The 15,177-nt window shown below is 63.3% G+C and carries 9 protein-coding genes; 2 read left to right on the top strand and 7 right to left on the bottom strand.

Annotated elements, in window-relative coordinates:
- Positions 1-10: 10 nt before the first annotated feature.
- Positions 11-394 (bottom strand): hypothetical protein, encoded by a 384-nt coding sequence (locus JIN84_RS00605; RefSeq protein WP_200349070.1) that lies wholly within the window; start codon positions 392-394, stop codon positions 11-13.
- A 591-nt stretch (positions 395-985) separates the two neighbouring features.
- Positions 986-8,782, bottom strand: coding sequence for an autotransporter-associated beta strand repeat-containing protein (locus JIN84_RS00600; protein WP_200349069.1), 7,797 nt, complete (start codon positions 8,780-8,782; stop codon positions 986-988).
- 364 nt (positions 8,783-9,146) lie between these two features.
- On the opposite strand from JIN84_RS00600, the gene polX reads away from it, so the two are divergent.
- A complete protein-coding gene (gene polX, locus JIN84_RS00595; protein ID WP_200349068.1) occupies positions 9,147-10,874 on the top strand; it encodes a DNA polymerase/3'-5' exonuclease PolX in 1,728 nt (575 codons plus the stop codon).
- Positions 10,875-10,895: 21 nt separating this feature from the next.
- On the opposite strand, the gene JIN84_RS00590 is transcribed toward polX, so the two are convergent.
- From JIN84_RS00590 to JIN84_RS00575, 4 genes are read right to left on the bottom strand one after another with little or no spacing between them, the layout of a single operon-like run.
- A complete protein-coding gene (locus tag JIN84_RS00590; RefSeq protein WP_200349067.1) occupies positions 10,896-11,351 on the bottom strand; it encodes a SecDF P1 head subdomain-containing protein in 456 nt (151 codons plus the stop codon).
- Between the two features lie 60 nt (positions 11,352-11,411).
- The gene (locus JIN84_RS00585; protein WP_200349066.1) at positions 11,412-11,648 is read right to left on the bottom strand and encodes a DUF3634 family protein; all 237 of its coding nucleotides are present in this window, start codon (positions 11,646-11,648) and stop codon (positions 11,412-11,414) included.
- Positions 11,649-11,663: 15 nt separating this feature from the next.
- On the bottom strand, positions 11,664-12,083 hold the full coding sequence (locus JIN84_RS00580) for a GNAT family acetyltransferase (protein ID WP_234043107.1): 420 nt from the start codon (positions 12,081-12,083) through the stop codon (positions 11,664-11,666).
- Positions 12,084-12,100: 17 nt separating this feature from the next.
- Positions 12,101-12,460, bottom strand: a complete 360-nt coding sequence (locus tag JIN84_RS00575) for a hypothetical protein (RefSeq protein WP_200349064.1) — start codon at positions 12,458-12,460, stop codon at positions 12,101-12,103.
- 202 nt (positions 12,461-12,662) lie between these two features.
- Between JIN84_RS00575 and JIN84_RS00570 the strand changes: the two genes are divergently transcribed.
- Positions 12,663-14,669 (top strand): ATP-dependent helicase, encoded by a 2,007-nt coding sequence (locus JIN84_RS00570; protein WP_200349063.1) that lies wholly within the window; start codon positions 12,663-12,665, stop codon positions 14,667-14,669.
- A gap of 106 nt (positions 14,670-14,775) precedes the next feature.
- Here JIN84_RS00570 and JIN84_RS00565 read toward each other — a convergent pair whose 3' ends face one another.
- Positions 14,776-15,087: a putative signal transducing protein gene (locus tag JIN84_RS00565; protein WP_200349062.1), complete on the bottom strand. Its 312-nt coding sequence runs from the start codon at positions 15,085-15,087 to the stop codon at positions 14,776-14,778.
- Positions 15,088-15,177 lie beyond the last annotated feature (90 nt).

Here is a 15,177-nt window from a genome sequence, read left to right as displayed (position 1 = left end):
CAATTCCCGCTCACCGGCATTGCCAGATCCTGACGATTTCCCATGAACCGTCTTTTTTTGAAAACTCGATGTGGCAGTGGCCCAGCTCCATTTCATGACCGCCGAGCTTGAAGGTGGTGGCATCCTTGGGAAAATCCCGTCCCTCGTAGATCTTGGCGAGCGTCCTTTGCTTCAACCACGCATCGAGTGTTCCGAGGTTGATGAGCTGGGTCTGCCGCGAGTCCTTGGTATCGGACTGCGCTTTCATCAGGGCTTCGTAGTCGTCGGCGGCAAGCTTGGCATCCGCCCATGTGGCGAATTCCGAGACATGCCGGAATCTTGGTTTCGCCTCTTCGGCGGCGAAGGCCGGAAAGGACACCAGCAGCGAGCAAAGGGCGGAGATGTGGATTTTCATGGCATGACAACTTGCGAGGTGGTGGCAACGGGTCCGGAACCACGGAACATATACGGATTGCAAAAAGAGATTTCCGGAATTTGTAAGATTGTGTCGTTCCTTTGTGGTGTCCGGAGTTCGCGCTCCAGCGGACCGCTCCAGCGTGCTCTTCCGAATTGCAATCCGGACTTCGTGAAAGAGAGGAGGTCTGTGAACATGCTGTGGTTGGTGAAAGAGCCGGAGTCTTGTGAAAGAACCGGAGTCTTGTGAAAGAACCGGAGTCTTGTGAAAGAACCGGAGTCTTGTGAAAGAACCGGAGTCTTGTGAAAGAACCGGAGTCTTGTGAAAGAGCAAGCTGAAGCTTGAACTCCGGACAATGTTCCGGCGGATCATCGTTACATTGTTTCGGCAACGACTTCTGGCATTCAATATATCTGATCCACCAACCGACACAACCCGCGACTTCCTCCCTGCGGAGATCCATGCGGAGGAAGTCCCTTGATCCGGAGAAACCCGTTTCACACCGGAGAGGGAGATAGGACCAGAAATAAAAAACCCGCTCCCAGATGAATGGGAGCGGGTCGGGGATTCATGACCTTTCTCAGGCGGGCGTCATGGGACGATGTTCACCTTGAGGCGGGCGAACTTCTTCGCGTCCGGCGCCTGGGGAACGGTGAGTGTCACCGTATCCTTGCCTGCGGCCGGAGTGTCCTTGGTGACCGCCACCGTGCCGGGGGAACCGGAGGTGCCTGCGGTGCCGGGGACGACATAGACTTCCGGCCAGCTGGCGAGCGAGGTTCCCACCTCGATGGTCACCACGGTGTCCGGGCTGATGGATTGCTGGTCCCGCACGAAGGTGAAGACCAGGTTTCCGGCGCTGGTGGAAACGGCGGGCAGCTTGCCGAGATCCTTGGTGGTTCCGGTTCCTCCCAACACCCATTCCACGCCGTTGCTGACGCCGTCGCCGTCGAAGTCTCCGGACGCCGCGCCGTTTCCGGCATTGGTTGCGGACCAGGATGCGAAGCCTCCCGCCGAGCCGACGGTCAGGGTGCCGGTGGTCTCGTCGAAGGTCCAGAGGTTGGCTCCGACGGCCTTGGTCCACTTGTTGCCTCCCGCGTCGGTCCACGGGCTGCCGTCCGGATTCACGACCGAGAAGGTCGAGCCGTAGGCACCGGTGAGCGAGGGGACGTTTTCCAGAACCCAGGTGCCGGTGGTAAGGGCGGCGGCTGCGGTGGTGTCGATGGCGAAGTCACCGTCGATCACCGCGGTTCCGGCACCGGTCAGGGTGTTGTTCGTGCCGCTGGTGGCGCCGATGACAAACCGGAGCTGGGCGTTGTCGGCGAGGCTCAGCGTTCCGGCGTTCACCACGGTGTTTCCGGTGTAGCTGTTGACGCCGGACAGCACCATGGTGCCGGCACCCGCCTTGACGAGTCCGCCCGCGGCGCTGGCGTTGTCGGTGGTGGCGTTGATCAGGCGCGAGCTCACGGTCAGGTCCGCGGCGGCGCTGCTGGTGGCGTCCGCCACGTCGAAGGTGATGTTGCCGACGAGGTGGCTGCCGAACGAACCTGGCGAGGAGATCGTCGAAGGAGCCGTTCCGCCCACGGTGACCACATCCTTGAACTCATAGGCCTGGAAGCCGGTGAGCGCTCCCGTCCGGGTGTCGGTCACGGTCGCGCCGTTGAGCGTCAGTTTCCCGACCACGTCATAGCTGTTGGTGGTGAGCGTTCCGCCGTTGATCACGATCGCGGGGAGCGCGGTGACCGCGGTGGCACCGTTGCCAAACACATTGTTGATGCCGAAGGCCAGCGTGGCTCCGTTGGAAACGGTGATGGTGCGGGCGGCGAGCTGCTGGCCGAGGCCGGTGTTCTGCGCGCCCGCCGACAACACGCCCTGGCTGACCAGGATGTTGCCGGTGATGCCCGCTGCCGCTCCGGTGAGCGCGAGGGTGCCCGCGCCGTTCTTGACGACGGAGATCTGGCTGCCGGCCCATGTCCCTGCGTAGGTGTTGGTGGTGCCGGTGGCGATGTCCAGCGTCAGAGTCGACGGAGTGGCTCCGGTATTGGTGACGGTGGCGGTATTGGTACCTTTGGTGAGACCGATCAGACTCTGGCTTTTCCCATTCAGATCGAAGGTGCCGTTCGCGGATTCACCCACCAGCAGGCTCAGGTCGGTCGGGAGGCCGTTGTCGACACCCGGCAGCACCGTGCCGCTGACGCCGAGGTATCTTCCGTTACCCGTGCCCCCTCCGGAGAAGATGGCCCTGCCTTCGCGGACGCCCGCGGCGGCGTTGATCGTGATCGCGCCATTGAAGACCAGTTCGTTGCCGACGGTGCCGCTCGCAAAGAAGGTACCACCCGCGGTGGCTCCGGAATTGACGATGACATCGCCTGTCAGGATCGCCTGGCCGGTGCCGAGCTGCTCGACCAAGCCACGGCCGGACACGCCGGTAAGGGTGGTGCCATTTCCGATGGTGATGTTGTTGGCGATGGTGACCCCTCCGTTGACGACCAGTTTACCGGCCACGGCGGTGTTGCTGAGAACCACTCCGGCGGTGCCGAGCGAGTTGTTGCTGTTGGCCTGCAGCGTGCCACCCGTGATGGTGCTGCCGCCGGTGTAGGTATTGTTCCCCGAAAGGATCAGCGCGGAGGCCTCCGCCTTGACGATCGCCCCGGAGGTTCCCGAAACCACGCCGGTGAGGGTGGTGCTGGTGCCGCCACCGGCGAAGGTGGCGGTGCCGTTCAGGGCGACGTTTCCGTTCCAGGTGCCGGCGCCGCTGGATGTGGTGAGCCTGGAGTTGTCGGCCAGGGTGAGCGGCACCGGGAAGATCAGCGCTCCCCATGAGTCGAGACGGGCTCCCGAATTCACCGTCACTCCGGTGCTTCCAAGCGCGAGGTTGCTGTTTTCCGCACGCAGGGTGCCGGCGGCCACGACATAGGAGATGTTGTCGGCCGGGGCGCGGACGCCGATGAGGTTGTCTCCCACCTTGGTGAGGGTGAATCCGTTGCCGGTGATGGCTCCGAAGATCGAACCGTTGTAACCGATGTCGAAACGGTTCCCTTCGCCGGCGGGACCATAAGCTCCCACGGAGGCGTTGCCGCTGAGGGTGAGGTTGTAGACGGCCGCCCTTTCAGCAATGCTGACCACTTCGTTGATGATGGCGCCACGGGAGTCCGGGCCGTTGCCGGCGATGGTGTAGGAATAGGATCGGGTGTTTCCGAAGCTCGTTCCGTTGAGGTTCACCTGCCCGCCGGAGGCGATGGTGATTCCCGATGAGGTGCCGAAGGCCGAAACGTTCGCCGCCTTCAGGATTCCGGCATCCACGCGGATGGGGCCGTAGTTCGAGTTGGCGTTCTGGAGGGTGAATGTGCCGGTCCCTTCCTGGACCAGCGTGCCGCCACCTTCGAAGATGCCGGTCTGGCTGATGGAGTCGGTGCGGTTGAACTGGAGTTCCGCTCCGTCAAAAATGGTGGTGGCGCCGGCCCCGATGGTGCCCGTCGTTCCCCCGTTGCCCACCTGCACGATGCCGCCACCGATGAAGGTGGTGCCGGTGTAGGTGTTGTTGGTCAGGAGCGTGAGCTGCGTGGAGCCGGATTTGGTCACCTGCGCGCCGCCACCGATGCCGCCGCTGCCGGAGAAGGTGTAGCTCTTCGTGCTGGTGTCGACGGTCAAGGTGGACGGAATGAGGGTGCCGACGAGGGAGATCGCGGGAGTGTTGCTGCCGGTGTCATCGAAGGTCACCGTGCTGAGCTGGTAGAACTTGGAGGCTCCGGACCAGTTGACGGTGTTGTTGACATCCCAGGTGTTGCCGGCCGCTCCCCCCGTCCAGGTGAGGTTCGTGGAGGTTCCGGTCACGACGAGGCTCACGACTCCGCTGACAGAGGTGTCGATGGAGAAGGTCAGCGAGGGTGACACTCCTGTGAAGGACGGATCCAGCGTCGGAGTACCGGTCCGGGTGCCGGTGTAGGTGTAGAGGGTGTAGCGGATCTCGGCCCCGATGCCGGGCGCTCCGTTGTAGAAACGCGGAAGGATCTTTGAATTGGTGAGATCCAGGTCGCCGTTGACCGCCACCAGATCATTGCCGAAGCCCGATGTCGCATCCGTGGAATTGAGGTCGAAGTTCGCCGTTCCCGAGATCGTGGTGACCGTCGCGGCCGCCGCATCCCCGAGCGTCAGGGTGCCCGTCGTGCCGTAGGCGGTGGTGGCCCCGGGTGAGACGTTCCTGACGGTGGCGGTGCCCGGGAAGGTTCCGGTGCCGCCGAGGACGGTGGTGTCGGTGATCGACAGGGTGCCCGGGAAGGTGCTGATGTCGTTGAGGTAAACCGCTCCGCCGCCTTGTGCGGTCAGGGTTCCCGCGCCGCCGGTGAGTCCCTTCACCAGGTTCAGGCCGTTGGAGGCTCCGTTGGTGTCCAGCACCGGAGTGTTGGAAACGATCAGCGGGCAGTCGATGTTGGCGACGATGCCGCTGCCGGAGTTGCGGATCGTTCCACCGGAGAAGCTGAACTCGGCCGAGATGTTGCGGCGGATGATCCCCCAGGCGCTGGAGAGGTTCAGGGTTCCTGCGGAGAGGTTGTATTGATCGGTGCCCGCGGTGTCGCCCCGGTTGTCGAGGACGACGTAGTTGGTGGTCACCGTGCCGCCGGACTGGTTGAAGATACCGGTGCCATCGACACCGACATAGATGCCGCCGGCGAGTTCGGCGGTGGCCGAAGGTGTGGCGGTCGAAGGTGCGGAACCGAAGCTGAGGGTGCCACCGGTGAGGTTGTAGGTCGAGGTCTCGGTCGCCCAGTGTCCGAGGCGGAGGTTGTTGGTGGCGTCGGTGTTGGCACCGTTGATAGCGACCGAGCCTCCCGTCTGGTTGACGGTGGAGGAGAAACCGGCTCCATCGCCCACGCCCATGTGGCGGATCTCGATGGTGGCGCCGGCATCGATGTTGAGGACCGCACCCGTCACCGCGTTGCCCACGCTGATGGTGCCGCCGTTGATTCCGTCCGAGAGATCGACCACGTTGGCTCCCGCGCTGCCGATGGAGAATCCGGCTCCGGTGACGTTCGTCTGGAGCGCGGCCTTCGTAAGGTTCGTCGCGGTGCCGTTGTGGGCGGCGATGATTTTCTGGCCGGGTTCGAGGGTGAAGGCATCCGGGCGGTTCACGCGCAGCACCGCACCGGCACCGTCGTTGTAGAGGATGACGTCAACATTGGACGCGAGCGTTCCGGTGGCGTCGTTGTTGCCGATCTGCAGGACGCTGGTGCCTGCGGTTCCACCGCCATTGACCCAGATCCGCTCGAGACCCGAGGCGTCTCCGGAGAGGATCAGGGTGGTTCCGGCACCGCCGCCACCGACCACCAGGGTGTCCGAGGGGGCGACATTGTTGATCGCGCCGGTGATGATGCCGGTGGTGTTGTAGGCGGTGATTCCGGCGTTGCCATCAAGCGTGATGTTGCCGGTGATGGTGGCGCCGTCCATGCGTATCGCGCCGTGGCCGCTGTAGGTGAAGCCGGGCACGGTGACGGGATTTCCGGAAACATCCGTAGCGGCGGTGGCCGGGCTGTTCGCCTGGGTCTCGCTGAAGCCCGCTCCGGTGATCGTCATGTTGTTGGAGATGGAGCCGGTGAACCACAACTGTGCTCCGGCATCGATATCCAGCGTGGCGGCTCCGAGATTGACCTGGCTGGTCGCGCCCGCGGTCCGGAAGGTGCCGTTGGCGGCGGCGGTGCCGGAGGGTGACAGCTTGAGCACGCCGGAGAAGCCGGTGTTGTTTCCTGAAAGCGTGACGGTGCGGGAACCCGGACCGGTGGTGCTGGTGACCGGATCCACCTTGACGGTGCCGGTTCCGGTGACAGGGCGGTCGAATGTGAAGTCGCCGTTGTCCTTGGAAAGGAGCAGTGTGGCGCCGGGCGAGACATTCACCGCCGCGGCGGCGGTGAGGGAGCCCGTGTCGTGGTCGATTTCAAGGGTTCCGCCTTGAATGAGCACATTGCCGGTCAAGCTGACGGCGTTGGCGATGGTGGCGGTGCCGGTATTGGTTTTGGTGATGCCGCCGATGCCGGTGAGGGCCGCTCCGGTGATGCGCCAGGCCGGACCGCCCGTGCTGTTGGAGAAGGTGACCCAGCCCGGGCTGAGGGGGGTGGCCACGACCACGGTCGGATTGAGGCCGGTATTGCCGAAGGTGATGGCCTCGCCGTCCTGATAGAGAACGGGCGAGCTGTTGGAGAACAGGTTCCAGTTGTTGGCCGTGGTGGTGTCCCATGTGCCGTTGTTGGTTCCGGTCCAGACGAAATAGTCGCTGGAGGTGACATTGAGGGCCACCGAGGAACCGGTGTTGACGAGGTTCGCGGTGAGGTGTGGCGGGATGGTGCCGAGGACGAAGCTTCCTCCGCCTTGGACAGTGCCGCTGAAATTGATCAATGGATAAACGCCGACCGGCAGCGTGCCGCCGAACCGCGTCACGTTGATCGTGGTGGTCCCGCCCGCGGTCAGGCCGTTGGAGGCGCCGACATTGATGAGATCGCCACCCGGGCCGGCATTCAGGTTGAGGGTGGTGGCTCCCGTGCCGAGGGTCAGCAGAGGTGTGGGAACGGTGACGCCGCTGCCGGTGGTGCCGGCGGTGAAAACGGTGCCCGCGTTCAGGGTGAGGCCGGTGTCGAAAGAAGGCGCGCCGCGCAGTGTGCCGGCGTTGACGGTCACGGGGCCGGTCACCGAGTTGTTGACCACGAGCGTGCCCGGGCCCGCCTTGGTGAAGCCGCCGGAACCGAGGATCGGCGTGTTGATGGTGACGTCGTCCGCCGCGGCGGGGTCGCTGATGGTGTAGGTCCGGTTGGTGGTGCCGGTGGTGATGGAGCCGCCGCCATTGATGGTCTGGGTCGCGGTGGCGGTGCTGGCGGGATCGTTGACGATGGAGACGAACTCCTGCGTGAACCCGGCGTTGACGGTCAGGGTGGCCGCGCTGCCGTCGGTCTGGCCGAGGGTCAGCTGGGTGGAGGGCGAGACCGCGTTGGTGTTATTGAGGATGAGCGAGCCGTTGCTGACGCGGACGGGACCGTTCCCATTGCCGCTGCTGCTGATGGTCCAGCTTCCGCCGTCGGTCTTGTTGAGGATGGTGCTGCCGACATTGATGCCGCCGGTGATCACGCCGCTGGAGGCCCCCCGCAGGAAAACGGAGCTCGGCGGAGTGCCCGTGCTGGAGATAAAGCCGCTGACGGTGAATACCCCCGCGGTCGAGGTCAGCGACTGGTTCATCCCTTGGTCGAACACGATGTTGCCGGCCCAGGTGTTGTTTCCCGACTGGTTTTCCAGAACCGCCCGGGCGTTCGCGATGTTGCTGGTCGAGTTGTTGCGCAGGGTCAGCGTCTTGCCGGTGCCATGGGTGAATCCTCCGACAATCTGCAGGACGTTGCTGTCGGAGGCCGAGGGGTTGGCCGCGTTCTGGACCAGGACATTGGAACCCGCTCCCAATGAAGTGGCGGACTTGGTGTTCACAACCCCGTCGGAAATCGTGATATTGCCGGTGAAAACGCTGAAATTGCTGGTGGTGGTGCCCAGCGCCAGGGTGCCGGCACCGGTTTTGGTAAGATCTCCGGTCCCTTGAAGCTGGGAGTTGCCGGTTCCGGTTCCGGTGCCGGTGCCGTCATCCACGGTGAGTGTCACACCGGAGGGAGTGTCGAAAATGCCACCACCCGCGCCGAACATGAAGACGTAGCCATTGCCGGGCAATGTCGCCGAGGGGACGTTGGAATTATAATTCGCCATCGGTCGGAAAATACCGCCGTTGGACAGGGTGACGGTCTTGTAAGCGGTGCCACCGGCATTCGCGATGCCGAGGGGAGCGGAGGTCGCGTTCCCGTTGCTTCCCGATGTCATCTGGAGAGCTCCTGTCGGCCCGGTCACCGTGATATTGCCGGTGAATGTGTTCGCCGCGCTGCCGATGACGAGCGTGCCGGTGCCGGTCTTGGCGATGCCTCCGCCGCTTCCCGAGATCACCGAGTTCACGATGCCCGTCCCGGTGATGGCAAAGGGGGTGCTGGCGTTGTTGAGAGCCAGCGCGGTGCCGCCGGTGATGGTGGGCGTGCCTTCCTGGACAGTCAGTCCGCCAATCGTCTGGGTGGTCCCGGCGGCAATCGTGACGGTGTATGCGGAGGTGGCATCGGTTCCTGCGGAAAAGATGGCGACATTGTTTGTCACCCAGGCACCGGGGGTGGTGGTGGTGCCTGCCTCCGTGGCATTCCAGAACGCGCTCGTTCCCCATGTTCCGGTGGGAGTGGCACCCGCGCCGGCGGTGGTGCCGTTGGAATCCCAGTAGGCATTGGCCGCCCCGGCGGCACCGGAGGCAGCGAGACTCAACACAACGGCGGTCGCGAGGGTGTTTCCACGGAAGAAATTGGCGAACAAAGGATTACGGCGGGTTGGCTTCATGGTGTTTTTTTATTTCAATGGGTTGGGATATCTCCTGATAACTCGGGAGACATTCCTGATAATATTGCTGAGGGGATGAAGGAGACTCCGTGATGGGTTAGAGCGGCTCCTTTTACGATTCCATACCCCGTTACGTTTCCGGAATACAAGAATCTATCTGTCAATACACGGTTTACCCCCCATTTGGGTAGTGCTTTTTTCGGATGATGGAAAAAAAGATTCCGATCGACAGGTGTAGGGCCCGCTCAGGCACCCGGGCACGGATTCCGTGTTCGAAGCCACCTGTCAGCGCGGACTTCCAGGGTCCTCGCTCCCGATGTTCTCCGCCGCTTGACCTCCCCCTTCCCTCTCGCAACTCTTCCCCATGACTCGCGAGAACCTGGCTGAAGTGCTCGAAGAAATCGCCCTGCTGCTGGAGCTGAAGGCGGAGAATCCCTTCAAGGTCCGCGCCTACCGGCAAGGGGCGGAGGCGGTGCGGAACCACGACGGCGACATCCTGCAACGCGCGAAGGACAACGACCTCGCGGGCATCAAGGGCATCGGCGACGCCCTGCGCGACAAGCTTCACGAACTCGCCAGCACCGGCAGGCTCGGCTTTCATGAAAAACTCCGCGCCGAATTCCCCGCCGGGTTGTTCGAACTCTTCGACCTCCAGGGACTGGGCCCCAAGAAGATCAAGGTCCTTTACGAAACGCTGGCCGTCGGTTCCATCGCGGACCTGAAAACCGCGTGCGACGAGGGCAAGGTGGCGGTCCTCCCCGGATTCGGCGCGAAGACACAGACGAAGATCCTCGAAGCGATCGCGCTGAAGCAGACCTTCGCGGACAGCTTCCTGCTCGGCGGCATCAGCCCGCTGGTGGAGGAGATTCTCGACCTCCTGCGCACGCACCCCGAAATCTCCCGTGTCTCGGCGGCGGGTTCCTACCGCCGGGGCAAGGAAACCGTGCACGACCTGGATTTCCTCGTGGCCACCAGGGAACCCGCGCTCGTCTGCGAGGACTTCACCACCCTGCCTCAGGTCGCCTCGGTCATCGTCTGCGGCGATACCAAGGCCTCGGTGCGATTGAAAAACGGCCTCCAGTGCGATCTCCGCGCCGTGTCGAACGCGCAGTTCCCCTTCGCCCTGCAATACTTCACCGGTTCCAAGGAGCACAACGTGGCCATCCGCTCGCTTGCTTTGAAACAAGGACTCTCGCTCAACGAATACGGCTTCACGGGAGAAACCGCCGGGGATCACGAAATCCACGAGGAGGCGGACATCTACCGCGCGCTCGGGCTGGATTTCATCCCGCCGGAGATCCGTGAAAACCGTGGCGAGATCGAGGCGGCGGCGGAACACACCCTGCCCCGGCTCATCAATCTGGAGCAGCTCCGGGGGACCTTCCACAACCACACCACCGCCTCGGACGGCAGGGACACGCTGGCCGCCATGGCGGACGAAGCGATGGACCTCGGGCTGCAATACCTCGGCATCGCCGATCACTCGAAGTCGTCTTTCCAGGCGAACGGGCTGGAGGAAACCCGCCTGCTCGAACAGATCGAAGCCATCCGCACGCTCAACGCGGGCTATGAAAATTTCCGCCTCTTCGCGGGCAACGAGGTGGATATCCTCAAGGACGGCACGCTGGATTTCCCGGATGAGATCCTCGCCCGGCTCGACTACTGCGTGGCATCCGTGCACGCGTCATTCACCCTGACGGAAGAGGAGATGACCCGCCGCATCTGCCGCGCCATGGAGAACGAGCACGTCACCATGCTCGGCCACGTCACCGGACGCCTGCTGCTCCGTCGCGAACCCTACCTCGTCAACCATGCGATGATCATCGACTGCGCGGCGGAGACCCGCACCATCATCGAACTGAACTGCAGCCCGCAACGGCTCGACATGGACTGGCGCTGGTGGAAACGCGCCCGCGACAAGGGCGTGCTCTGCGCCATCAACCCCGACGCCCACTCGACCATGGGCCTGCACCACCTCGGCCTCGGCGTCCGCCTCGCGCGGAAGGGTTGGTTGCGGAAACAGGATGTCTTCAACACCCGCCCCCTCGCGGAAGTGGAGGCGTTTTTCAAGCTACCCAAGTCGCGGAGATAGGGCTCCGGCGGCGTGCCGGACTTATTTCCTGATCTTGGCGAACTCACCGGCCAGTTCCTCCGCTTCCGCGGCTTTGGCGAAGCCCGTGATCAGAAACACCCGGCCCAGAGGCCCGTTTTGGATCACCGGAGCGGACATGACCTTCCCCTTCACCATGATCGCCAGCCTCCCGCCCTTCATGTCGGCGGTCGCGGTCGCGAACTTCTTCCCGCCGTCCTCGGTCAGGGTGACGATCACCCCCGGCGGTTCCACGGTGACTTCCATTTTCTCGACGTGTTCCGTGGAAACCAGCGTCGCCTTCATGACATGGAGGGTCTCGGAATACTGTCCCTCCCCCCGGCTCAGCTCGCGGGACTCCGGCACGGCATCCTTCACCACGGCTGAAACGCTGAGCAAAGGCTCGGCGGCGGCAACCATAGAAAAGCTTGCCACCAGCAACGCGAAGGAAAGAAGGTATCCGGGTTTCATGAGTTGCATGAAAGGGAGGTTTGCCGCCCATGACAAGGGTTTCCATGCCCGTCACGACCGGTGGCCGTTTCAATCCGACGCCATCACGTTCCTGATCCTCTGGTGGAGCTCCTGTGGAATATCGTTGGAAAAACCCACTGTTCCGTTTCCGTTCACCCATATCTCTCCGGCATCCAGGTTCGCATCGGCGGCCAGTTCCGAAATGGCGTCCAACCGCCATCCCATCACCTTGCCTTTCACACAGTCGGCCGACCCGTTCCGGATCCGGATCAGGGTCCCGGCGAAAATTCGGAGGAGGAATTTCATATGCCGCCGCACACGTTAAAGAGGCGCGTCATGCCGCAGCCTCAGCCCGAAGCTTCGCACCGGGTCTTCCACGAATCCGAGTTTTTCATAAAACGCGATGACCGACGTATTGGTGTTACGGATCTGCAGGCTGATCTTGGGACATCCCAATGCGTCCAGCAAACGCCGGGCCTCGGCCATCAGCTCCGTGGCGTATCCCTGACGCTGGTGGTCCGGGTGAACGGCGAGGTAGTTGATCCAGCCGCGGTGCCCTTCGTAACCCGCCATGCAGGACGCGACCACCGCACCCGCGATTTCGCCGACGATGAACAGCTCGGGGTGCTCCGCCATCTTGCGGGCGATGTCCTTTTTCGGATCGTTCTGTGGCACCACCAGTCCGCAGGCGTTCCACAGCGCGATGACCGCCGCCTCGTCCGTTTCCGTGTAGGGTCTCAACCGAATGGCCATACGGCTCAGGATGCCGGGTAGAGCCGCTGCTCCAGCTGGGCGAGGAAGTATTTCTCGGTGGATGTCAGGCCGTCCGCGGCGAGGACCTTCGAAAGCCACGTGATCGATTCCGCCTCGGAGCCGTCCTTTTTGATGACGGCTGTGCGGGTGTCGAAGAACCCACGGGTCTTGTCCAGGCTCGTGATCGCGTCACGGGCGGAGGCGAACGCCTTGAAAATGAACTTTTCCCGTGGCTGCGGCGAATCCCAGCCGAGCGATTCCAGCGCTTCGTTCAGCACCTCATCCTCGGCGAGCGAGAGGTGGTCATCCATGTAAAGTGAAAGGAACAACAGCTCGATGAGCACCTGGCGGGAGTCTTGGGTCATGGAAGGCAGACTAACGGAAGGACGCGGGATGACAATCGCATTCTCAGGATGTCCAACCGCGCGGTTCCCGGGTTTTTCCTTGAAACAGCGGGGTTCCATGCGGAGGTGGAGGCCGGGCGGCGGAGGGTATGCCCGCCCTTTCCAAAATCCCGAAACTCCACGCTCGCCTCCCCGCCCCGGCCCCGCTTTCATCCGCCCGCCGATGGCTTCCTCCTTCTCATTCGACTCCCTGAACCAAGCCCAGCGCGAAGCCGTGGGCGCGCTCGACGGCCCCGTGATGCTGCTCGCGGGGGCGGGCACCGGCAAGACCCGGACCGTCACCTGCCGCATCGCCCACATGTTGGAAAAGCGGATCTCGCCCTCGGAAATCCTCGCCGTGACGTTCACGAACAAGGCGGCGAGCGAGATGCGCGAGCGCATCGGCGGCATGGTGTCCAAGCGCGCTGCGGACGACATGACGGTCTGCACGTTCCACTCGCTCTGCGTCCGCATCCTGCGCGGCGGCATCGAGAAACTCGGCTATAAGAAGAATTTCTCCATCTGCTCCCACTCGGACCAGACCGGCATGATGAAGCAGCTCCTCGTCCGCAAGGGCGGCGCGGATGTGAAGGTGAAGCCGGACGAGGTGCTCTCCGCCATTTCCAAGGCGAAGAACAAGGGCGTGGAGCCTCAGGACATGGAGGACGATTTCTTCTCCACCCTCGCCTTCGCCTACCAGAACGAACTCCGCGCCCAGAACGCCGTGGACTTCGACGACCTCCTCCTGCTCGGCGAAAAAATCCTCCGCGAGCACTCCGATGTCCGGGAGATGTTCCGCCAGCGCTACACCCGCGTGACCGTGGACGAGTTCCAGGACACGAACGCCCTCCAGATGCAGCTCCTCCAGCAGCTCGTGGGGCCGCCGAACTACCACGTCTGCGTCGTGGGTGACGACGACCAGTCCATCTACGGATGGCGCGGTGCCGAGGTCGCGAACATCCTCCAGTTCGAAAAATTCTTCCCGGATCCCAAGATCATCCGCCTGGAGGAGAACTACCGCTCCACCCACGCCGTCCTCCACACCGCGAACAGCCTCATCAAGCACAACGTCGGCCGCCGCGAGAAGATCCTGCGCTCCACCCGCAAGGACGGCGATCCCGTCCGCATCGTCGCCATGCCCGGGGACGACCAGGAGGCGGAGTTCATCGCCGAGGAAATCCTTTCGGAAAAGGGCGCGATCGGCCGCGAGTGGGAGGACTTCGCCATCCTCTTCCGCACCAACGGCCAGAGCCGCAAGCTGGAGCTGGCCTTCCGCGAGCGCAAGATCCCCTACCGCATGGTCGGCGCGCAGAGTTTCTACGACCGCCGCGAGGTCCGCGACGTGCTCGCCTACGCCCAGCTCCTCGCCTCGCCGGATGCGGACGTGCCGCTTCTCCGTGTCCTGAACGCGCCGAACCGCGGCATCGGCCAATCCACCGCCGTCCTCGCCACGGACTGGAGCCGCGAGCACCACGAATCCGTCTGGCAGGCGCTCTGCGACCCGGAGTTCACCGGCCAGCTCGGACCGAAGGCCGCGAACGCCGTGCAGGAATTTGTCGCCATCATCGCCGGGGCCAAGAACCGCATCGAGATCGCCAAGGAAAACCCCGCCGACGTGCTGGACTCGCTCATCAAACAGATCGAGTACCAGACATGGATCGAGCGCGCCTGCAAGACGGACGCCGAGCGCCAGCAGCGCGGCGAAGGCATCTTCAGCGTCATCGACAGCCTGCGCCACCACCTCGGCAAGAGCCCGAAGAGCACCCTCCAGTCCTTCCTCGACCACAGCGCCCTCGCCTCCGAGAAGGAGGACGACCTTGAGAAAAAACAAGGAGCCACCCTCATCACCCTCCACGCCTCGAAAGGGCTGGAGTTCCCCATCGTCTTCCTCATCGGCCTCGAGGAGGGATTCCTGCCCCACACCCGCAGCATCGCGGAAGGCACCAAGGACGAGGAACGCCGCCTGCTCTACGTCGGCATCACCCGCGCGCAGGACCAGCTCACCATGACCTACTGCGCCACCCGTATCAAATACGGCCAGGAAACCGGCTGCCAGCCCAGCAGCTTCATCGGCGAGCTCGACGACGAACACCTCACCCACACCACCTACGACGACATCCTCGGCGCGGCCCCGAGCACCGATGAGTTGGACAATTTCTTCGGTGGGCTGAAGGGGTTGCTGGGGGATTGACCGCCACGTATGGGCCGCCAAATCGGAGGGTCGCACTGTGGGCGACCCGGAATGCCAGGCAGCGGGGATGACCTCCTGACAACACCTGCATCCGCTCTATCCGCCGTCATCCGGCTACGATCAAGAACGTCTCGCAACTCCAGCATTTCTCAAAACCACCCGGACTTTTCTCCCCGCATTGCGGGCAGGTATGCTCCTCTTCGGAACCCGCTTCCCCCTGCCGCAGATTCTCGCGGATCAGCTCGACCCCGCGCTCCACGTCCGCTTCATCGAGGATGCAGAGCGCCGGCACCACCGCAGGATATGTCACGGTGGCGGCGTGCTCGCTGCGGAGGTAGGTCCTGATGCCTTCCGCCTCCAAAAGGCTCTGAAGGAGGCCGATGGTCGCGCTGTCACGGCTGCTGAATACTTCGGTCATGGGCTTGGGTTTCTGGCGGGTTGGGTGATCGGCGCTTCCAACAAGGGACGCGCTTGCGATTCAATGTGTTTTATCCAAATTCCGGCTGGC

This window comes from Luteolibacter yonseiensis (assembly GCF_016595465.1).
GTDB lineage: Bacteria > Verrucomicrobiota > Verrucomicrobiia > Verrucomicrobiales > Akkermansiaceae > Luteolibacter > Luteolibacter yonseiensis.
This window is presented reverse-complemented; position numbering and strand designations above follow the sequence as displayed.